The 21,280-nt window shown below is 63.7% G+C and carries 18 protein-coding genes; 10 read left to right on the top strand and 8 right to left on the bottom strand.

Going from position 1 to position 21,280, the window contains the following annotated elements; genetic code table 11:
* Positions 1-386: 386 nt before the first annotated feature.
* The 3 genes from FBY10_RS30330 to FBY10_RS30320 are packed head-to-tail and all read right to left on the bottom strand — an operon-like array spanning position 387 to position 2,802.
* Positions 387-1,127, bottom strand: a complete 741-nt coding sequence (locus tag FBY10_RS30330; RefSeq protein WP_145338774.1) for a PAS domain-containing protein — start codon at positions 1,125-1,127, stop codon at positions 387-389.
* Positions 1,128-1,787: a response regulator gene (locus FBY10_RS30325; RefSeq protein ID WP_145338775.1), complete on the bottom strand. Its 660-nt coding sequence runs from the start codon at positions 1,785-1,787 to the stop codon at positions 1,128-1,130.
* On the bottom strand, positions 1,756-2,802 hold the full coding sequence (locus tag FBY10_RS30320) for an ATP-binding protein (RefSeq protein WP_131698894.1): 1,047 nt from the start codon (positions 2,800-2,802) through the stop codon (positions 1,756-1,758). Before FBY10_RS30320 ends, FBY10_RS30325 begins: the two co-directional genes overlap by 32 nt.
* A gap of 250 nt (positions 2,803-3,052) precedes the next feature.
* On the opposite strand from FBY10_RS30320, the gene FBY10_RS30315 reads away from it, so the two are divergent.
* From FBY10_RS30315 to folD, 9 genes are all read left to right on the top strand, one after another.
* Positions 3,053-3,499 carry a dimethylamine monooxygenase subunit DmmA family protein gene (locus tag FBY10_RS30315; RefSeq protein WP_145338776.1) on the top strand — a complete coding sequence of 149 codons (447 nt, stop codon included), beginning with the start codon at positions 3,053-3,055 and terminating at the stop codon, positions 3,497-3,499.
* Positions 3,496-4,425 (top strand): PDR/VanB family oxidoreductase, encoded by a 930-nt coding sequence (locus FBY10_RS30310; protein ID WP_145338777.1) that lies wholly within the window; start codon positions 3,496-3,498, stop codon positions 4,423-4,425. The genes FBY10_RS30315 and FBY10_RS30310 overlap by 4 nt, the downstream gene beginning before the upstream one ends.
* Before the next feature lie 11 nt (positions 4,426-4,436).
* The gene (locus FBY10_RS30305; RefSeq protein WP_145338778.1) at positions 4,437-5,453 is read left to right on the top strand and encodes a DUF3445 domain-containing protein; all 1,017 of its coding nucleotides are present in this window, start codon (positions 4,437-4,439) and stop codon (positions 5,451-5,453) included.
* Positions 5,454-5,483: 30 nt separating this feature from the next.
* Complete coding sequence (locus FBY10_RS30300; protein ID WP_092488268.1) at positions 5,484-6,614, top strand: aminomethyltransferase family protein; 1,131 nt, start codon at positions 5,484-5,486, stop codon at positions 6,612-6,614.
* Between the two features lie 30 nt (positions 6,615-6,644).
* Positions 6,645-7,511, top strand: coding sequence for a formyltetrahydrofolate deformylase (gene purU / locus FBY10_RS30295; protein ID WP_131698775.1), 867 nt, complete (start codon positions 6,645-6,647; stop codon positions 7,509-7,511).
* 20 nt (positions 7,512-7,531) lie between these two features.
* Positions 7,532-8,899 carry an NAD(P)-binding domain-containing protein gene (locus FBY10_RS30290; protein ID WP_145338779.1) on the top strand — a complete coding sequence of 456 codons (1,368 nt, stop codon included), beginning with the start codon at positions 7,532-7,534 and terminating at the stop codon, positions 8,897-8,899.
* 2 nt (positions 8,900-8,901) lie between these two features.
* Positions 8,902-11,211 carry a DUF1989 domain-containing protein gene (locus FBY10_RS30285; RefSeq protein ID WP_131698777.1) on the top strand — a complete coding sequence of 770 codons (2,310 nt, stop codon included), beginning with the start codon at positions 8,902-8,904 and terminating at the stop codon, positions 11,209-11,211.
* 74 nt (positions 11,212-11,285) lie between these two features.
* A complete protein-coding gene (locus FBY10_RS30280; RefSeq protein WP_145338780.1) occupies positions 11,286-12,965 on the top strand; it encodes an APC family permease in 1,680 nt (559 codons plus the stop codon).
* A gap of 73 nt (positions 12,966-13,038) precedes the next feature.
* Positions 13,039-13,974 carry a bifunctional methylenetetrahydrofolate dehydrogenase/methenyltetrahydrofolate cyclohydrolase FolD gene (folD, locus tag FBY10_RS30275; RefSeq protein ID WP_256663617.1) on the top strand — a complete coding sequence of 312 codons (936 nt, stop codon included), beginning with the start codon at positions 13,039-13,041 and terminating at the stop codon, positions 13,972-13,974.
* A 468-nt stretch (positions 13,975-14,442) separates the two neighbouring features.
* Here the strand turns inward: folD and FBY10_RS30270 are convergent, their stop codons facing one another.
* From FBY10_RS30270 to glnT, 5 genes are all read right to left on the bottom strand, one after another.
* Complete coding sequence (locus FBY10_RS30270) at positions 14,443-15,768, bottom strand: ammonium transporter (protein WP_131698780.1); 1,326 nt, start codon at positions 15,766-15,768, stop codon at positions 14,443-14,445.
* A gap of 205 nt (positions 15,769-15,973) precedes the next feature.
* A complete protein-coding gene (locus tag FBY10_RS30265; protein WP_078732729.1) occupies positions 15,974-17,302 on the bottom strand; it encodes an FMN-binding glutamate synthase family protein in 1,329 nt (442 codons plus the stop codon).
* Between the two features lie 14 nt (positions 17,303-17,316).
* Positions 17,317-17,991: a protein glxC gene (locus FBY10_RS30260; RefSeq protein WP_027603580.1), complete on the bottom strand. Its 675-nt coding sequence runs from the start codon at positions 17,989-17,991 to the stop codon at positions 17,317-17,319.
* 11 nt (positions 17,992-18,002) lie between these two features.
* Positions 18,003-18,908, bottom strand: coding sequence for a glutamine amidotransferase family protein (locus FBY10_RS30255; protein ID WP_131698781.1), 906 nt, complete (start codon positions 18,906-18,908; stop codon positions 18,003-18,005).
* A gap of 22 nt (positions 18,909-18,930) precedes the next feature.
* Complete coding sequence (gene glnT, locus FBY10_RS30250) at positions 18,931-20,265, bottom strand: type III glutamate--ammonia ligase (RefSeq protein WP_145338782.1); 1,335 nt, start codon at positions 20,263-20,265, stop codon at positions 18,931-18,933.
* Between the two features lie 282 nt (positions 20,266-20,547).
* Here glnT and FBY10_RS30245 point away from each other — a divergent pair, with 282 nt between their 5' ends.
* Positions 20,548-21,147: a helix-turn-helix domain-containing protein gene (locus FBY10_RS30245; protein WP_131698783.1), complete on the top strand. Its 600-nt coding sequence runs from the start codon at positions 20,548-20,550 to the stop codon at positions 21,145-21,147.
* Positions 21,148-21,280 lie beyond the last annotated feature (133 nt).

Below are 21,280 nucleotides of genomic sequence, written 5' to 3'. Positions count from 1 at the left end.
CTTGCTTTGGATCTTGATCTTGATCTCAGGCGCCCCGTTAACCACGCTGGCCGGAATCCGATAGTGATTGGGGGGGTAAACCGGCAGGGATGCCGGTTTAGCCGCCCCGCGCCATGGATGGCGCGTGGCGGCGGCCCCCCAAATCACTGTCGGATTACGGGCACACCGAGCCTAGGCGAGGTGCCGAGTGGTGGGGCAAGAGCCCTTTTGGTTACTTTTGGGGCTCTTTTCCAAAAGTGACCCGCTGTAAGAGCGGAACCCTAAGTGGCCGTTACCGCAGCAACGGATATGTACTCGGCCTGACATCCTGGTCGGCTGTCAGGCCGCCATCGGGGGCAAGTCGAATCGTCGCACCGCCCCTCCCACATTTGAGCTGCATTTACCCGTTAAAGCTGGCGCTCGAAAATCGCCCCCTCGATCCCCAACACCTCACGGGTATCGGCATAGATCCCCACGCCCTTCTCCCACACGTGCTTGATCGACCGGTCGGCGCAGCGAATCCGGTAATTGAGCTCGAACGGCTCCTGCCGTGACAACGCATATTGCACCTCGCGCCACACATAGTCGGCATCCTGCGCCAGGATCAGGCTGTTGTAGGTGAACTCATGGTTGTCCACCAGGCGCTCGGCGGGGTAGCCGGTCAGCTCCAGGCAGCCGGCACTGACGAATTCCATGGTCCAGTCGCGGTTGTTGCGGCCGCGATAGATCAGGCCCGGCATGCTGTCGAGCAAGCTCATGCTGCTGCGCTGGCTGGCCTGCCAGGCGATTTCGCGGCGCTTGTGCGTGGTGACATCGCCAGCCACCAGGTAGAAACCTTGGGGGCCGCGCTTGAGGCTGATCTCGAACCAGCGCAATTCGCCGTTGGGGTGCACAAAGCGCAGGCGCTGGTTGAATGAGGTGTCGGGGCGGCGGCGCAGTTCATTCAGGGCCTGGCGCCATAGCGGGCGGTCTTCCTGATGCACGTAGTCCATCAGGTTGCGCTCCGCGCCGGGCGGGCCCATCAACTCGGCCCAGGCCAGGTTGAAATGGGCGATCTGACCGTTGTCGCGCAGTTGCAATAAGGCGGCGGGAAAGCAATCCATCAAGTCCATTGGCGGCGGCACAAACGCTTCGGGGCTGTCCCTCATCTAGTAGCGCTCCTCGTGTTTCATCAAGGCGCCGCTGTGCACCCAGGCCGCCAGCTCCAGGCGCGAATGCAGGCCAAGCTTCTGCAACAGGCTGCGCACGTAGATTTTCACCGTGCCGTCGCTGATCCCCAGCTCCCGGCCGATCTGTTTGTTGCTCATGCCGGCGGCGATCAGCGCCAGGGTCTGGCCTTCGCGCTCGGTAAGGTTTTCGCTGCCCGCTGCCTCACACGCTTGCGTGGGCTCGGCCTGGTCGGCGAGCAAGGCAATCAGGGTCGAGTCCAGCACGATCGCGCCCTTGTGACAGTTGCGCATATACGCCAATAGCGCATCCGGCTCGGTTTCCTTGAGCACATAACCGCTGGCGCCCAGGCGCAAGGCCGTGAGCAACTCGGCGCGGTCCATGGAGGCGGTGAGCACCACCACCTGGCAATCCAGGCGCAACTGGCGCAGTTCATCCAGCACCTGTAATCCGCTAAGGCCCGGCATGTGCAAATCCAGCAGCACCTGTTGCGGCGTCAGGCTCACGGCCAGGTTGATGCCCTCGCGGCCGCTGGCCGCCTGCCCCACCACTTCGAAGTCGCCGCTGGCATCGAACAACTGCGCCAGGCCCTTGCGAAACAACGGGTGATCATCGATCAGTAATAAGGTCGTGCAGTCCATCGAAACTCCCCTGTGGCAGATCGTGGTGGCGACGCAGGCCAAGGTGCACACGCACCCCGTGCGGGCGGATCGCTTCTATGCTCAGCCGTGCGCCGATGCTGGCGGCGCGCTCGCGGATAATCGCCAGGCCGAAATGGTTGTGCTCGTCGCAGGCCGGGATCAAGCCGATGCCATCGTCTTCCACCGACACCGAGGCGTCGCCATCCTGGGTCTGGCGCAGTTCGATGCGCACGTGGCGCGCGTGGGAGTGCCGCACGGCATTGGCCAGGGCCTCGCGAATGATCTGCAGGATCTGCAATTCGGTTTCCGGGCTCAGGGCGTCGTCGGCCAGGCGGTTGTCGAGTTCGAAGACAATGATGCAGCGCCGCGAGAACTCCGCGACCGAGTCGGCCAGGGCCTGGCGCAGCGAGCGCCCGTCCATGGTCAGGCGCGCACTGGTGATCAGCTCGCGCACCTGGCGTTGCAGTTGGCTCAGGCCGGTGCACAGGTCCTGCAGTGCCGGCTCGCCCAGCTGCGACTGCAAGCCATGGGCCTGGAACGACAGGTAGCCCAACTGCTGCGCCACCGAATCGTGCAGCTCACGGGCCAGGGCGCCGTGGCGGGAGGTCGCCTGTTTGCGCTGCTGCTCACGGTTATGGCTGCGCAGGCGTACGGTCACGCCTACCGCCTGCGCCGCCTCTTCCAGTAACTGGCGCCAACTGGCACCGGCGCGCCGGGGGGTGTCGAGCAGCAATGCGCCCTTTTCACCCTCGGGCAAGGCGCACACCAGACGGTGCACGCCCCGTTGCCGGCACGGTCCGCAGGCTTGAGGGGCGTCCGTCACGCTCGCGTCGCGCCAGGGGCAACGCGCGACCTCCTGGCAGCCGTCGACCCACCCTCGCCGCGTCGGGCCCAGGTCTTCGCCGCCGAGGATCAGGTTAAGCCTGGCAGGCGGCAGCAGTGCGTCGAAACGGTCCAGGAAACCCGACAAGGCACCGTCAGCGTGCAGGGGTAACTCGGCCAACAACCTGCGCACGCTGCGCGCCTGTTCGCGGCGTATAGGCCCCAACCAGAGCGGCCAGCCTTTTGGTCGTGTCAGCACTCTTTGATAACTCCCCGTCCGGTTGCTCTGCATGGTCGAAAGGCCCAGCAACTTCCATGCCCCGAATGGCCGGCGCACAAGGCTTATCTCCAAAGGCATAGCCCTTTTTCCAGATTGAGAAGATTTTCCCCATAGGAAAGTATCTCTCCCAACAGGAAACAAACACACACCGTGGAGAGCCCGCATGACGCCTACCCGCAGCCGCCCCATCGTGGTGATGCAATCAGCCGCCGCCAGCGCAGCGTTCATCAGCGAACTGCACATGCCCGTGCTGTTGAACGGCGAACACCCCGACTTTGCGCGGCGCCTGCAACAGGCGCTGGCCAGCGCCACCGTGGGCTGCCGGCTCTACCTGCTGGGCGACGAAGCCTTTATCTGGCGTGTGCACGGCGAGGCCCGCGCCGCTGGCCTGGAAGACGACGAGATCGACATGACCTGCACCACGCCGGGCCTGCGCCAGGTGTATTGCGCACACTGCGGCCTGACCCAGGCGGCCGGGCCGGAGCCGCTGTTGAACTGCATCGGCTGCCACGTCGGGCTGGAGGTCCGCACGCATTTTTCCCGGCGCCTGGGGGCGTATCTCGGCGTGTGCATCAACCCCGACCAGCCCTACGCGGGGTTCCAGCCATGAGCGCGGCCCTCAAGGTCCAGGTCAGCGCAGCACGCATGCTCACGCCGGTGGTGCGCGAATTCACCCTGACACCCGCCACGGGCAGCCTGCCCGGCTTCTCGCCCGGCAGCCATGTGCAGGTGCACCTGCCGCTGGCCGAAGGCACGGTGCGCAACGCCTATTCACTCACCAGCGATCCGGCGCACCCCCAGCACTACCGCATCGCCGTGCGCCTGCAAGACGCCTCGCGCGGTGGCTCGCAGTACCTGCACAGGCAGGTGCAGGTCGGCGACACCTTGCAGATTTCACCACCGGCCAATCTGTTCGCCCCCCATGGCACCGCGCGCCTGCATATCCTCATCGCCGCCGGGATCGGGATCACGCCGTTCATGGCCTATATCGCCGCGATGGAACAACAGCAGGCCGACTTCGAACTGCATTACCTGTTCCGTCCGGGCCTCAGCGACGCCTATCTCGACGAGTTACAAGAGCGCCTCGGCCCGCGCCTGCACACCTACGATCGGCGCCCGGACCTAGACCGGATCCTCGGCAATCGACCGCTGGGCAGCCACGTCTACACCTGCGGTCCGCAGCCCTTGCTCGAGGCGGTTGAGCAACACGCCGCACGCCTCGGCTGGCCGCTCAAGCGTGTGCATTCGGAAGCCTTCAAGGGCGCACAACCCGGCCAGCCATTCGACCTGCACCTGCTGCGCAGTGGCCGACGCCTGCGGGTCGAGGCCGAGCAAAGCCTGCTCGAAGCCCTGGAACACGCAGGATTACAGGTGCCCAACCTGTGCCGTGGCGGGGTCTGCGGCCAGTGCATCACGCGCCACCAAGGCGGCGCCATCGAACACCGCGACAGCTTCCTCAGCCCGGCCGAGCAGGCCGACTTTCTGATGCCCTGCGTCTCGCGCGGCAGCGGCCCCTGCGTTTCGCTGGACCTATAGGAGTGAGTGCCATGCCCCTGCAAACGAGCCCCGTGCTGAGCTATCGCGACGATTTCAGCTTTCGCAACAGCCCGGCAGCGATCCGGCGTTTTCCCTTTCCCTTTATCGAGGACAGCTACCTGTACTCGGTGAACATCGAACCGGCCATCTCCCGCGACCCCGGCTCGATCTATGAGCACGCCTTCGACATCGACGAGCACTACCGCTCGGAAATGGCCGAGCGCGCCCTGGTGCTGGACAAGGACCCGCGCCGCTACCTGGTGATGCCGCACATGCAAGTGGCGGCCTGGGATGCGCTGCAGATGATCATGGAACACCTGGCCGCCGATTACCCGCAGTCGTTCAGCCTGACGCAAAACGGCGAGCGCTGGCAGTGGCGCAACCACCTGCTGGACATCGACCAGCACTTCATCTTCGGCGATGCCACCAGCCTGCCCTGCGCGCCGCTGGAGTACATCGGCCGTCAGGTACAAGGGGATTTCGCCCTGCTCGACCAGCGCGACGGCGACCTGTACATGGACGCCGGCCTGGTCACCAGCCCGGCCGACTGGTCGCTGGCGTTCGACGCCGGCATGAGTTTCAAGCAATGGCACGCACCAGTGCCCATGGCCCATCAGATGGGCGTGTTCGAACGGGCGCTGAAGTACCTGCTCAACCTGCAGGTCGGCCAGCCGGTGCGGCGCTTGAACTGGACCCTGACCATCAACCCGCGCCTGGATTCGTCGCCGGAAACCTTCCATGAATGGGGCGCCGATCGCGGCCAGATCACCGCGCAGAACGTCGGGCAACAGGTGCACCTGCGGGTCGAGCTGCAAGTGATGGCGCGCCTGCCGCGCAGCCACGCGGTGATGTTCAGCATCCGCACCTACCTGATCAGCCTGGACGAGCTGGTCACGCAACCCGGCTGGGGCTGTCGCCTGCACCGCGTGCTGCGCGACCTGCCCGACCCCATCGCCGACTACAAGGGCATGACCCGCTACCGCCACACGCTGGTCGAGTGGCTGAGCCAGTTCGACCCACAGGCCTGACGCCCCTTCTTCTACGACAAGGAACCTCACATGACCCACTCATGGCGTATTTCTGCATTGGCCGAACGGCACCGCGCCCTCGGCTCCCACCTCGAAGACTGGAACGGCATGGGCACTGCCTGGACCTACAGCAGTGACCTCGCCGACCACCACCAGGCGATCCGCACCCGCGCCGGCCTGATGGACGTGTCCGGCCTGAAAAAAGTCCATTACGTGGGCCCCCACGCCGAGAGCCTGTTGCAGTGGGCCACCACCCGCGACATCGCCAAGCTCTACCCCGGCAAATCGGTGTATGCCTCGATGCTCGATGAGGACGGCAAGTTCGTCGATGACTGCATCGTCTACCGCACCGGCCCCAACGCGTTCATGGTGGTGCATGGCGCCGGCACCGGGCATGAAATGCTCGTGCGCTCGGCCCAGGGCCGGCAAGTGGCGGTGCTGTTCGATGACGACCTGCACGACCTGTCGCTGCAAGGCCCGCTGGCGGTGGATTTCCTCGCCGAACACGTGCCCGGCATCCGCCAGCTGGCGTACTTCCACCACCTGCAAACCCGCCTGTTCGACCGCCCGGTGATGATCTCGCGCACCGGCTACACCGGCGAACGTGGCTATGAGATTTTCTGCAAGGCCGCCGATGCGCCGTTCCTGTGGGACAGCATCCTCGAACAAGGCGCGAGCCTGGGGATCATCCCCTGCGCCTTCACCGCCCTGGACTGGTTGCGGGTGGAAAGCTCGCTGATGTTTTTCCCCTACGACAACTCGCAGATGTACCCCTTCGCCGACCAGAAGGCCGGCGACACCCTCTGGGAAATGGGCCTGGATTTCACTGTTTCACCTGGCAAGAACGCCTTCCGTGGCGCCGAAGAACACCTGCGCCTGCGCGGCCAGGAGCGCTTCAAGATCACCGGTGTGCTGCTTGAGGGCGTCCGCGCCGCCGAAGCCGGCGACACCGTGTGGCAGGGCAACCAGCAAGTCGGCGTGATCACCTGCGGCATGTATTCGCGCCTGAGCAAACGCTCGATGGCCATCGCGCGCATGAGCGTCGCCTGTTCCGAACCCGGTATTGCCTTGCAGGTTCGCGGCAGCCTTGAGGCCAGCGCCAGCACCCACGCCCTGCCCTTCGACGACCCGCAAAAAACCAAGCGCACGGCCAAGGGCTGAACCTTCCTTCACGCAATTCAGGAGCCTTCGATGGACGCCTCCAGCGAACATTACATCCTCAAGATCACCTGCCCGGCGGCGTCCGGGATTGTCGCCGCGATCAGCGTGTGCCTGGCCCAACAGCAGTGCTACATCAGCGAGCTGGCACAGTTCGACGATGAGTTCACCGGGCAGTTTTTCATGCGCGCGGTGTTCCGTTTCAACACCGGCGTGAGCGGCGACATCGACGCCCTGCGCAAAGGCCTCGGCGACCTTGCCGGTGGCTTCGACATGCACTGGCAGTTGTTCAGCTCACGCCAACCGACCCGCGTGCTGCTGATGGTCAGCAAGTTCGACCACTGCCTCACCGACCTGCTCTACCGCCACCGCAAGGGCGAGATGGACATGCACATCACTGCCGTGGTCTCCAATCACCTGGACCTGCGGGCGATGGCCGAACGCGAAGGCATCCGCTTCATCTACCTGCCGATCACCAAGGACACCAAGGCCGGCCAGGAAGCCGAGCTGATGCGCATCGTCGAAGACACCCAGACCGATCTGGTGGTGCTCGCGCGCTACATGCAGATCCTGTCCGACGGGTTGTGCCAGCAACTGTCGGGCCGGGCGATCAATATCCACCACTCGTTCCTGCCCGGTTTCAAGGGCGCCAAGCCCTACCACCAGGCCTATGACCGTGGCGTCAAGCTGATCGGCGCCACCGCCCACTACGTCACCAGCGACCTGGATGAAGGCCCGATCATCGAGCAGGAAATCCAGCGCGTCGACCATACCCACCTGCCCGATTCGCTGGTCGCCATCGGCCGTGACACCGAAACCGTGGCCCTTTCCAAAGCCCTGAAATACCACCTGGAACACCGGGTGTTCATCAACCAGGACAAGACAGTGATCTTTCGCTGAAACCTTCAGGAGGCACGCTCATGACCCTACGTGTAGCAATCATCGGTGCCGGCCCATGCGGCCTGGCGCAACTTCGCGCGTTCCAGTCGGCCCGCGACAAAGGCGCCGCCATCCCTGAGCTGGTGTGCTTCGAAAAACAGCAGGACTGGGGCGGCATGTGGAACTACACCTGGCGCACCGGCCTCGACGAGAACGGCGAGCCGGTGCACGGCAGCATGTACCGCTACCTGTGGTCCAACGGTCCCAAGGAATGCCTGGAGTTCGCCGACTACACCTTCGAAGAGCATTTCGGCCGGCCCATCGCCTCCTACCCGCCGCGCGAAGTGCTGTGGGACTACATCAAGGGCCGCGTGGAAAAGGCCGGCGTGCGCGACTACATCCGCTTCAACAACGTGGTGCGGCAAGTCACCTTCGACGAACAGAGCCAGCGCTTCACCCTCTACGCCCACGACTACACCAGCGACACCTTGACCTGCGAGGAATTCGACTACGTGATCAACGCCTGCGGCCACTTTTCCACGCCCAAGGTGCCGTACTTCGAAGGCTTCGAACAGTTCGCCGGGCGTATCCTGCATGCCCACGATTTTCGCGAGGCGCTGGAGTTCAAGGACAAGGACCTGCTGATCGTCGGCAGCAGCTATTCGGCCGAGGACATCGGCTCGCAATGCTACAAATACGGCGCGCGCAGCATCACCAGTTGCTACCGCAGCGCGCCCATGGGCTATGCCTGGCCGGATAACTGGGAAGAAAAACCGCTGCTCCAGCGCCTGGAAAACAACCGCGCGTACTTTATCGATGGCAGCAGCAAGCACATCGACGCGGTGATCCTGTGCACCGGCTACAAGCACCACTTCCCGTTCCTGCCCGATGAACTGAGCCTCAAGACCGACAACCGCCTGTGGCCGATGAACCTCTACAAGGGCGTGTTCTGGGAACCCAACCCACGCCTGATCTACCTCGGCATGCAGGACCAGTGGTACTCCTTCAACATGTTCGACGCCCAGGCCTGGTATGCCCGCGATGTGATCCTCGGGCGCATTCAACTGCCCGGCCACGCCGACATGGTCGCCGACAGCCAAGCGTGGCACGCACGGGAACAGACCCTGGAAACCAACCAGCAGATGTTCGAGTACCAGGGCGCCTATATCCAGCAACTGGTGGACGCCACCGACTACCCGAATTTCGACATCGCCGCCGTCAACGAAACCTTTCTGCACTGGAAGCACGACAAGGCGGAAAACATCATGGGCTATCGCGACAAGTCCTATCGCTCGCTGATGACCGGCACTCAGTCACCGCCGCACCACACGCCGTGGTTGCAGGCCCTGGATGACTCGATGGCGGCGTACTTGGGTGAGCCCACAACCCCCATCAAGTCGGTCGGCTGATGATGAATGCACCGCGTGTTTCCCATCCCCGTGAACCCGGGCTGTTTGCCCGCGCGCCGAACCTGGAACGCTACCGCGTGGCCGTCGGCGGCGTGACCCTGGTCGACTTGCAGCCTGGCGACGGCCTGCACGTGATCGACGTCGAAGGCCGGCAAACCTGCGCACTGCTGGCCCTCGACGCCGGCGGCCGCAGCGCCCTGGCGAGCTGGGGTCTGAGCGGGTCAACGGCGTGCAGCGTGCCTGGACGTATCGGCCAGGCACTCCTGCGGCGCGGCATCGACGCACAGGCATTGCCGCTGGCTGCCTCGCTGTGGGACGCCGACAGCCCGCCCGGCCACAGCCGACAGTTTGTCGCCGAGGACGCGCTGCTGGTAATCGTCGCCGCCCCCGCCGAGGCCACCGCCGTCGACCGGCAATACCGGCCCAGCGAGCTGCGCCTGCTGGTGACGCGGGCCAACCCCTCGCCGCTGCTGGTACCGGCCCTGCCCGAACCGTTGGGCGATGTACTCGACGAATTCACCCTGCGCGCGGGCACGGCCCACAGCTACACCGTCGCCAAAGGGCAGTACATCCAGGTGCTGGACGTCGCAGGCCGCCAGTGTTCGGACTTCGTCGCCCTCGACCGGCGAGCCCTGGATCGCGGCGTCGAGCTGGACCTGGACCAGACCGTCACGCGCACCCTGAACGGCAGCGCCTACCCGGCACCGGGGCTGTTCTCGAAGTTTTTCGACCGCCATATGCAACCGATGCTGGAGGTGGTGCAAGACACCGTCGGGCGCCACGATTCATTCGCCCTGGCCTGCGCGGCGCGCTACTACGAAACCCATGGCTATTTCGGGCACGACAACTGCAGCGACAACCTCAGCCGCGTCCTCGCCCCCCATGGCGTGCAGGCGCGCAACGGCTGGCCGGCGATCAATTTCTTCTTCAACACCGGTATCGACGCGCACCAGCAGATGACCCTGGATGAACCCTGGTCACGGCCCGGCGATTACGTGCTGCTGCGGGCCATGACCGACCTGCTGTGTGGCAGTACCTCGTGCCCGGATGACATTGACCCGGCCAATGGCTGGAACCCGACCGACATCCATGTCCGCATCTACAGCGAGAAGGAGCGTTTTTCCATCGCCATGAGCACTCGAACCACGGCGGATGCCGACCCGATCCTCACCCGTGAGTCCGCGTTTCACTCACGTACCCGCGCCCTCACCGGCAGCTTCACCGACTACCGCAACTGGTGGCTGCCGCTGCGCTACGACGGTTACGGCGTCACCGAGGAATACCTCGGTTGCCGCGAACGGGTGGCGGTGATGGACCTGACCGCCCTGCGCAAATTCGAAATCATCGGCCCCGACGCCGAAGCCCTGTTGCAGTACTGCCTGACCCGTGACGTACGGCGCCTCGCGGTAGGCCAGGTGGTGTATTCGGCGATGTGCCATGCCCACGGCGGCATGCTCGACGACGGCACCCTGCTGCGCCTGGGCCCCGACAACTTCCGCTGGATCTGCGGCGAAGACTACGCCGGCGTGTGGTTGCGCGAACAGGCACAGAAACTGGGCATGAAGGTGTGGGTCAAGTCCGCCAGCGAACAGATTCACAACCTGGCGGTGCAGGGGCCGCTGAGCCGCGAGCTGCTCAAGCAGATGGTCTGGACTGCGCCCACGCAACCGAGTGTGGAAACCCTCGGCTGGTTTCGCTTCCTGGTCGGTCGGCTGGACGGTTTCGACGGCTGCCCGTTGATGATTTCGCGCACCGGCTACACCGGCGAACTGGGCTTTGAGGTGTGGTGCCAGCCCGAAGACGCCGAACGGGTCTGGGACCGCATCTGGCAACTCGGCCAACCCTTGGGCCTGGTGCCCCTGGGCCTGGAAGCCCTGGACCTGCTGCGCATCGAAGCCGGGCTGATTTTCGCCGGCTACGAGTTCAGCGACCAGACCGATCCGTTCGAGGCCGGTATCGGTTTCAGCGTGCCGCTCAAGAGCAAGACCGATGACTTTATCGGTCGCGACGCCCTGCTGCGGCGCAGCGCCCATCCCAGCCACAAGCTGGTCGGCCTGCACCTGAGCGGCAACGAGACCGCCCACCATGGCGACCCGGTGTACCAGGGCCGGGCCCAGGTCGGGGTGATCACCAGTGCCTGCCGCTCACCGCTGCTGGCCAGCAATATCGCGCTGTGCCGGGTCGACGTGAGCTGCGCCGAGCCCGGCACTGAACTTGAGATTGGCAAAGTCGATGGCCTGCAGAAGCGCATCAGCGCCACGGTCAGCGCAGCGATTTTCTACGACCCGGACAAAAGCCGGGTGCGTAGCTGATCGTCCCGAAACGGGTGTGCCACCCCATTTTGACTGCCCCAACCTAACCGCTATTCAGACATGGGAATACGAAGATGGAAGCGACGACGTTCGAGGCTGTACCGCAGGCTGCCGGCTCGGTGGGCAGCCTGCACCGCAAGATCGATTGGCGCGGGGCATTCTGGGTCGCCAGTGGTGTGCCCGCGCTGGTGTTGTTCTCCATCGGTGCGATTGCCGCCACGGTGGGCAAACCGGCGTGGATCGTGTGGATCGTGTCGATCCTGTTCGGGTTTATCCAGGCCTTCACCTACGCCGAGATCGCCGGGCTGTTCCCGCACAAATCCGGCGGCGCCTCGGTGTACGGCGCGGTGGCCTGGGTGCGCTACAGCAAGCTGATCGCACCGGTGTCGGTGTGGTGCAACTGGCTGGCCTGGTCGCCGGTTCTGTCCATCGGTTCGGGGCTGGCGGCGGGGTATATCCTCACGGCGCTGTTTCCCGCCGATGCGCTGATCAACACCTGGCAACTGACCCTGCTGGACCTGGGCTGGGTGAAAAGCGGTCTGTCGTTGCGCATCAACGCGACGTTCGCCATTGGTTTGTTGATTTTGCTCACGGTGTTTGCCGTGCAGCACGGCGGCATCCTGCGGTCGGCGCGCCTGACCCTGGTGCTCGGCGTCACCTCGTTGATTCCACTGCTGCTGGTGGGCGTGGTGCCGTTGTTCACCGGGGATGCGACCCAGGCCAACTTCCTGCCGCTGTACCCCCTGGCCCATGACGCGGCCGGGCAAGTCATCGATGGACCGTGGGATATATCCGGCTGGTCACTGATGGCCGGTGGGCTGTTCATGGCGGCGTGGTCCACCTACGGCTTTGAAACGGCGGTGTGCTACACCCGTGAGTTCAAGGACCCCAAGCGCGACACCTTCAAGGCGATCTTCTACGCCGGCCTGCTGTGCATCCTGGTGTTTACCCTGGTGCCGCTGGCATTTCAAGGCAGCCTCGGACTGGGCCAACTGGTGACGCCGGCGGTGCTCGACGCCAGTGGCGCAACCGTGACGCCCGCGGTGTACAGCGGCCTGCTCTCGCCGGCGATCTACAGCGGCATGGGCGTTGGCCAGGTGCTGGCCGACAGCATCGGCGGCGGCAAGGTGGTGGCCAATATCGTATTGATCATGCTGGTGCTGGCGACGTTGCTGGCGATCATGACCTCGATGTCCGGTTCGTCGCGCACCCTGTATCAGGCTTCGGTGGATGGCTGGCTGCCCAAGTACCTGGGGCGCACCAACGAACATGGCGCGCCGACGGCGGCGATGTGGACCGACCTGTCGTTCAACCTGCTGCTGTTGCTGATGTCGGACTACGTGTTCGTGCTTGCGGCGTCCAACGTCAGCTACATCATCTTCAACTTCCTCAACCTCAATGCCGGCTGGATCCACCGCCTGGACCGCCCCGACTGGGTGCGCCCGTACAAAGCCCCCACCGTGCTGCTGGCGGCCGGCGGCGTGCTGAGTTTCGTCAACCTGGCCTGCATGGGCCTGGGCGCGGACATCTGGGGCGCAGGCACGCTGGTCACCGGCTTGCTGTTGGCGCTGCTGATCCTGCCGGTGTTCTGCTACCGCCACTATGTTCAGGACAAGGGCCGCTTCCCCGCCGCCATGCTCACTGACCTGTATATCCAGGCCGATGACGGCCAACGCCGCGCCGGCTGGCTGCCCTATGCCACGCTGGTCGCCGGTGTGCTGGTGGTGTATGCCTGCCATCAACTGGTAGCCTGAGCCTTCTGGCCTGCCTATGGCTGAGGGATTCCTATCCCTCAGCGCCTTATTTCCCCAGACAACGGTGACGCTTTTGACCAGCTCTCTCCCCACGCTTGCCCGCGATATCGACGGCAAGGCCATCTCTGCCCAGGTGCTCGACGAGGTTCGCGAAGAGGTCCTGCTGCTTGCCTCGCAGCAAATCTACCCGGCCCTGGCGGTATTGCTGGTGGGCGATGACCCGGCCAGCCACGTCTACGTGCGCAATAAACTGCTGCGGGCCAAGGAAGTCGGGATTCGCTCCCTGGAATACCGGCTGCCGGAGGATGCCAGCCAGACGCAAGTGCTCGACCTGCTTGCCCAGTTGAATGCCGATGCGACGGTCAACGGCATCCTGGTGCAGTTGCCGCTGCCGGCGCATATCGACGAAGCGGCGGTGATCCACGCGATCGACCCGATCAAGGATGTCGATGGCTTCCACCGCGAAAACGTCGGCGGCCTGGTGCAAGGCATCGAAGTGCTCACGCCCTGCACACCCAGCGGCTGCATGCGCCTGCTGCACGAAACTTGCGGCGACTTGAGCGGCTTGCACGCGGTGGTGATCGGGCGTTCGAACATTGTCGGCAAACCCATGGCAACCCTGCTGCTGCAGGCCAACTGCTCGGTCAGCGTGGTGCACTCGCGCAGCATCGATGCACCGGCGCTGTGCCGTTTGGCCGACATCGTCGTCGCCGCCGTAGGCCGGCCGCAGTTGATCGATGCCAGTTGGCTCAAGCCCGGCGCAGTGGTGATTGATGTGGGGATCAACCGCATCACCACCGAGACCGGCACGCGGTTGGTGGGGGATGTGGATTACGCCAGCGCACGCACCGTTGCCAGCGCAATCACGCCAGTGCCCGGCGGTGTGGGGCCGATGACGATTGCCTACCTGCTGAAGAACACCCTGGTGGCGAGCCAGCTGCAACGCAGCAAGGCAAATGCGGAAGGGGACTTGCCCCCAATGGCCGTAGCTCAGCTACAACCAAGCTGACTGACAGACCGCTGTAGGCGAGGTATCCACAACGGTAACCACGATGCGAAGCGAGCCGCTCTTGATCTTGCTTTAGATCTTGATCTTGATCTCAGGCGCCCCGTTAACCACGCTGGCCGGAATCCGATAGTGATTTGGGGAGTAAACCGGCAGGGATGCCGGTTTAGCCGCCCCGCGCCATGGATGGCGCGTGGCGGCGGCCCCCCAAATCACTGTCGGATTACGGGCACACCGAGCCTGGGCGAGGTGCCGAGTGGTGGGGCAAGAGCCCTTTTGGTTACTTTTGGGGCTCTTTTCCAAAAGTGACCCGCTGTAAGAGCGGAACCCTAAGTGGCCGTTACCGCAGCAACGGATATGTACTCATTCCAACTCCAACAAATGGTCGGCCCAAAGGCCGCCATCGGGAGCAAGTCGAATCGTCGCACCGCCCCTCCCACATTTTGAGCTGCGTTTACTCAGGGGGAATGATCAGTGGTTGTAGGCCCGCTCATTATGCTCGGCCAGGTCCAACCCCATCTCCTCCACCGACTCATGGGCACGCAACCCGACCAGGGCATTGACCACCTTGAGGATGATCCAACTGATCACAAAGCAGTACACCGTGGTCAGCAGCACACCCTTGAGCTGGGCAACTACCTGAGCGCCCATGGTCACACCTTCCACCAGGCCACCCATGGACGGTACACAGAACACACCGGTCAACACCGCGCCGATCATCCCACCAATGCCGTGCAGGCCGAACACGTCGAGGCTGTCGTCGTAGCCGAAGCGGCGCTTCAACACCGTCACGCTCAAATAACAGAACACCCCGCACAGCAAGCCGATGGCCAACGCACCGCCGACGCCCACGTAGGCACACGCCGGGGTGATCCCCACCAGACCGGCCAACGCGCCGCTGGCCAGGCCGAGGGCACTGGGCTTGCCGACCTTGAACCACTCGGTAAACATCCAGCCCAGAATCCCGGCGCAGGCGCCCAACTGAGTGTTGAGCATGACGATGCCCGAGGTGCCGCTGAGGCCGCCACCGGAGCCGATATTGAAGCCGAACCAGCCGACCCAGAGCATCGCCGCGCCGGCCATGGTCAGGCTGAGGTTATGCGCCGGCATCGGCGTGTTCTGGTAGCCCTTGCGCTTGCCGAGGATCAGGCACGCAGCGAGCGCAGCCACACCGGCATTGATGTGCACGGCGGTGCCGCCGGCAAAATCGAGCACGCCCCAGTTATGCATCAAGGCCCCCGAACCGCCCCAGACCATATGCGCCACCGGGGCATAGACCAGGGTGAACCAGAGGGCCATGAACAGCAGCGCCGCCGAGAATTTCATGCGTTCGGCAAAGGCGCCGGCGATCAGCGCCGGGGTGATGATGGCGAAGGTCATCTGGAAGGTCACGAACACCCCTTCCGGAATATCCCCCACCAGGCTTTCCGGGGTCATGCCCGCCAAAAAGGCGCGGCTCAGGCCGCCGACAAAACTGTTGAAGGTCACCTGCCCTTCGACCATGCCGGTGGTGTCGACCACCATGCTGTAGCCGTAGATCACCCACAGCACGCCCACCAACCCGGCAATGCCGAAGCACTGGGTGAACAACGAGAGCATGTTTTTCGCACGGACCAGGCCGCCGTAGAACAACGCAAGCCCCGGCAAGCACATGAACAGCACCAGCACGGCGGCGGTGACCATCCAGGCGGTGCTGCCGGTGTTCAAGGTGGGGGCGTCGGCGGCCTGGGCCAAGGGTGCAAAGGCACTGGCCACCAATAAACCGGAGAGGGATTTGCCGAGAAGACGATTGACCATGTTCAAAGCTCCTGCAAAAGAAATGGGAAGTGTCGGGCAGCGAGCAGTTGTTGTTTGGAGAGCCTCTAGGCGGGCTCCTTGATTTGCCTATCTATTGTGGCGAGGGAGCTTGCTCCCGCTGGGGTGCGAAGCAGCCCTAAAAAGCCGGCTCCAGCTGCGCTGTCGAACGGGAGCAAGCTCCCTCGCCACAGGTTCTTCTCCCGCCTCAGTAACCGCTACCCGAACCCGGCACCCAACTGGTCCCCGCCAGCGGCACCCGCGCCATGGCGGCCGATTCCACTGTCAGCGCCACCAGGTCCTCGGGGTCGAGGTTGTGCAGGTGCGATTTGCCGCACGCACGGGCCATGGTCTGCGCCTCCAGCACCATCACCCGCAGGTAGTTGGCCAACCGCCGCCCGCCTTCCACCGGGTCGAGGCGCTTGGACAGCTCCGGGTCTTGCGTGGTGATGCCGGCCGGGTCGCGGCCGTTCTGCCAGTCGTCGTAGAAGCCGGCGGCCGAGCCGATCTTTTTCAGTTCCGCGTCCAGCCGTGGGTGGTTATCGCCCAGGGCAATGAGCGCCGCCGTGCCGATGGCGACCGCATCCGCGCCCATCGCCATGGCCTTGGCCACATCGGCACCGTTGCGAATCCCGCCCGACACGATCAACTGGACCTTGCGGTGCATGCCCATCTCTTGCAAAGCCTGTACCGCTTGCGGGATGGCCGACAAAATCGGGATGCCCACATGCTCGATAAACACTTCCTGGGTCGCGGCAGTCCCGCCTTGCATGCCGTCGAGCACGATCACATCGGCACCGGCCTTGACCGCCAGCTTCACGTCGTAATACGGCCGGCTCGCGCCGATTTTCACGTAGATCGGTTTTTCCCAATCGGTGATTTCGCGCAGCTCGGCAATCTTGATCGCCAGGTCATCCGGGCCGGTCCAGTCCGGGTGGCGACAGGCGCTGCGCTGGTCCACGCCGATCGGCAAGGTGCGCATGCCGGCCACACGCTCGGTGACTTTCATGCCGAGCAACATGCCGCCACCCCCGGGCTTGGCGCCCTGGCCGAGGACGATCTCGATGGCATCGGCCTTGCGCAAGTCATCCGGGTTCATGCCGTAGCGTGATGGCAGGTACTGATACACCAGGTGCTGGGACTGGCCGCGCTCTTCCGGGGTCATGCCGCCGTCACCGGTGGTGGTGCTGGTGCCGGCGATGGTCGCGCCACGGCCCAGGGCCTCCTTGGCGTTGGCCGACAACGCACCGAAACTCATGCCGGCGATGGTCACCGGGATCTTCAGGTGGATCGGCTTCTTGGCGAAGCGGTTGCCGAGGATCACATCGGTGCCGCACTTCTCGCGATAGCCTTCCAGCGGGTAGCGCGACACGCTGGCGCCGAGCAGCAGCAAGTCATCGAAGTGCGGCAGCTTGCGCTTGGTGCCGCCACCGCGAATGTCGTAGATGCCGGTTTCGGCGGCACGCTGGATTTCCTGGATGGTCAGGCGGTCGAAGGTGGCCGACTCGCGCAGGACCGGAGGGGTTTGTTCAGTCATGGTGGAGCTCCTGATCAGTACGCGGAGGCGTTATCGACTTTGAAGTTGTAGAGTTGACGGGCCGAGCCGTAGCGCTTGAAATCCGCCGCCTGGTGGGCGAAACCGGCGCGGTCGAGCAGCTCCTGCAACTCTTGCAGGTGCTCGCTGCGCATCTCTTTTTCGACGCAGTCCGAGCCCAGGGACTCCACCGTGCCTTTCACGTAGATGTGGGTTTCATAGAGCGAATCGCCCAGCGCATCGCCGGCGTCGCCGCACACCACCAGGCGCCCGGCCTGGCCCATGAAGCAGCTCATATGGCCAATGCTGCCGCCGACGACGATGTCGATGCCCTTCATGGAAATCCCGCAACGCGCGCCCGCGTCGCCCTCGATCACAAGCAAACCGCCATGGGCCGTGGCCCCGGCCGCCTGGGACGCGCTGCCTTTGACGCGCACCGAGCCGGACATCATGTTCTCGGCGCAGCCCACGCCGACATTGCCGTGCACGGTGATCGACGCCTGCTGGTTCATGCCTGCGCAGTAATAACCGGCGTGGCCCTCGATATCGATGGACACGGCCTGGTTCACCCCTACCGCGAGGTTGTGCTTGCCGTTGGAATGGGTCACGCGCCACTCGTTGTCGATGGCCTGGGCGTGCAGCGCCTGGTTGAGGTCACGCACGGTGGCGGTGGAAAGATCGATGGTTTTCATGTGTGCGCTCCTTAAGCTGACTGGCGTTCCCAGATGTACAACGTGGCCGGTGCCGGCTCCCAGATCCGCGCGTTCTCGATGCCCGGCAGGCTCGACAGCGCCTGGTACTCGGAGGCCATGGCGACGTAGTCGTCGGTCTCGGCGAGGATCGCCGGCTTGCACGCAATCGGGTCGCGGATCACCGCAAAACCGTTGCGCGTGCCGATGGCGAAGGTGAAGAAACCGTCGAGGTCTTCCAGGGAATGGTCCAGCGCCTCTTTGAGCGAGTCGCCCTGTTGCAGGCGCCAGGTCAGGTAGCCGGCGGCGACTTCGGTGTCGTTGTCGGTTTCGAAGTGGATACCTTCGCGCTTGAGTTCCTGGCGCAGGCGGAAGTGGTTGGACAGCGAGCCGTTGTGCACCAGGCACAGGTCGGCGCCGGTGGAAAACGGGTGGCTGCCCTCCATGGTCACCGCGCTTTCCGTGGCCATGCGGGTGTGGCCGATGATGTGGCTGCCCTGCATGTTTGCCAGGCCGAAGCGCTGGGAAATCTCCTGGGGCAGGCCCATGCCCTTGAGGATCTCGATGCTCTGCCCGGCGCTCATGATACGCACGCTCGGCGCCAGTTCGGCCAGGGCCAGGCGCACCGGAGCTTCGTCGGCGTGGATCTTCAATACGGCGGCGCTGGCGTTCTGGAACCAGTCCAGGGAACAGCCGAGGCGCCCTTCCAGCTCGCCCATCAAGCCTTTCCAATCGAAGGCTTCGGTGGTGGCTTGCAGGGTCAGCTTGACCCAGCCATCGGCGACTTCATCGCCGTAGATGGCGAAACCGGCGCTGTCCGGGCCACGGTCGGTCATGGCTTGCAGCATGGGTTCAAACAGCTTGCCGAGCTGGGGTTCCAGCTGCGGATTCTTCAGGTACAGGCCTACGATTCCACACATAACAAGTCTCCGTCACACGGTGTCAGAAAAATTCGGTATAGCGCTGGATTTCCCAGTCGCTCACATGGCGGCTGTACTCCACCCACTCCATGCGCTTGAGCTTGATGAACTCGCCCACGATCTGCGGGCCGAGCATTTCGGCGAACAGCGCGTCGGCTTCCAGCGCGTCGCAGGCTTCCTTGAGGGATTGCGGCAGGGTCTTGATGCCGCGCTCGGCGATCTGCTCGAGGCTCAGGCTGTAGAGGTTTTCGTTGCAGACGTGGTCGATTTCCAACTGGCGATCAATACCGTCCAGGCCCGCGGCGATGATCGCAGCGCTGACCAGATAGGGATTGCAGCCGGCATCCGGCAGGCGGAACTCCAGGCGGCCATACGGCACGCGCACCATGGCCGAGCGGTTGTTGGCGCCAAACGCAATAAAGGCCGGGGCCCAGGTGGCGCCGGACAACGAGTTGCCGACCACCAGGCGCTTGTAGGAGTTGACCGTGGGCGCGGCGAACGCACACAGCGCCGGGCCATGGGCGAGCAAGCCGGCGGCGAAGTGATAGGCGAGTTTCGACAGGCCCATGCCGCTCGGGTCGCTGGCGTCATGGAACAGGTTTTTGTTCTCGGCGCTGCTGATCGACAGGTGAAAGTGCATGCCATTACCGGCGCGTTTCGGGTCGGGCTTGGGCATGAAGGAGCAGATCATGCCCAGGTCATTGGCGATCTCGCCGGCGGCCATGCGGAAGAAGGTGAAACGGTCGGCGGAGGTCAAGGCGTCGCTGTAGGTGTAATTGATCTCGAACTGGCCGTTGGCGTCTTCATGGTCGATTTGATAGACCTCGAAATCCACCGCCTGCAAGGCTTCGGTCAGGCGCTCGAGAAACACACGCGAACGCGACAGGCCCTTGTAGTCGTAGCAAGGCTTGTCGAGGTTGTCGCTGGGGTCTACCAATTGCAACTTGCCCTGCTCGTCGCGGCGCATCAGGTTGAACTCGGGCTCCAGGCCGGTGTTAAGCGTCCAGCCCTTGTCCTGCAGGCGCTGCACTTGTTGCTGCAACACGTAGCGGCTGTCGTAGGGATGAGGCTTGCCGTCGACATGCCCGACGCACACCACGCGCCCATAACCTGGCTGCCAGGGTACCGGGGTCAAGGTCGACAGATCGCCACGCGCCATGAAGTCCGGGCCGTGGGGCTCCATACCCATGCCACTGATGGCAAACCCGGCAAACCCCGCGCCCTCTTCGGCCACGGTCTTGAGCCCGCAGATGGGCACCGACTTGGTCTTGGCCGCACCGTGTATATCCACAAACTGCGCAAGCACGTACTTGATCCCGTGCTTGTCGATGAGGCGCTGGGTTTCTGCTGGCAACATTGCGTGTCACTCCTCGCGAAAGGCAAAACCGTGTGGGTGGGCCTAGGCTTTCTTTTTATTCCTAAAAAGAAAGTTAGTTTCCCTACAGGAATGCAATACCCTTGCCAGATACGTGGTCGACACATCGAAGTGGGTGGAGCTGCGCTTTTGTGCTGTATATATGGGAAAATTCTTTTCCCCGCAGGAATACGTACAGCGGGGTGGCCTTCAAGCGCCAGACCTTGCACTTTCCCAGTGCGAAAATAATATTACTGAACGGAAACCGTGCAGGAGCCGATGATCATGTCCACCGAAACCGCCCCGCGCCTCAAGCTCGAGCAATACCTGGGGCTGCAGATCAAACGCCAGCGCCAGGCCCAGGACCTGAAGCTGTCCGACGTGGCGAAGATTGCCGATATCAGCCAGGGCATGTTGAGCAAGATCGAGAACGCCCAGGTCTCCACCAGCCTCGATACCTTGAGCCGCCTGTGCGATGTGCTCGGGCTGCCGTTATCGAAGTTATTCAGCGAATACGACCAGCAGGATGGCAGCGCCTTGCTGGTCAAGGCTGACCAGGGCATGGAAGTGGTGCGCCGGGGGACCGAGAAAGGGCATACCTATCACCTGCTCAACCACACGCGCGGACCGAAGAAGAGCTTCGAGGCGTACATGGTCAGCATGGATGACGCCAGTGAGGAGTTTCCGACCTTTGCCCATCCAGGGACGGAGTTTTTGCATTTGCTGGAGGGGGAGTTGATTTATCGGCATGGCAACCAGCTGTATCGGATGGAGGCCGGGGACAGCTTGACGTTTGAGGGCGAGATTCCGCACGGGCCGGAGCAGTTGGTGCGGGTGCCGATTCGGTTGTTGTCGATCATGAACTACGGCAACGACAAGGAGTAATCCGAACTCGCGATACACCTGAAGCACAGAGATTCAACTGTGGGAGGGGGCTTGAACTGGTCAAGTAATCTTGGACACTGATTAAGGTTCACGCCGCCAACCTTTCCTTCACGACCGGCGACCGGTAGTCGTT

Origin of the sequence: Pseudomonas sp. SJZ103 (genome assembly GCF_007828335.1) — a bacterium.
Classification (GTDB): Bacteria; Pseudomonadota; Gammaproteobacteria; order Pseudomonadales; family Pseudomonadaceae; genus Aquipseudomonas.
This window is presented reverse-complemented; position numbering and strand designations above follow the sequence as displayed.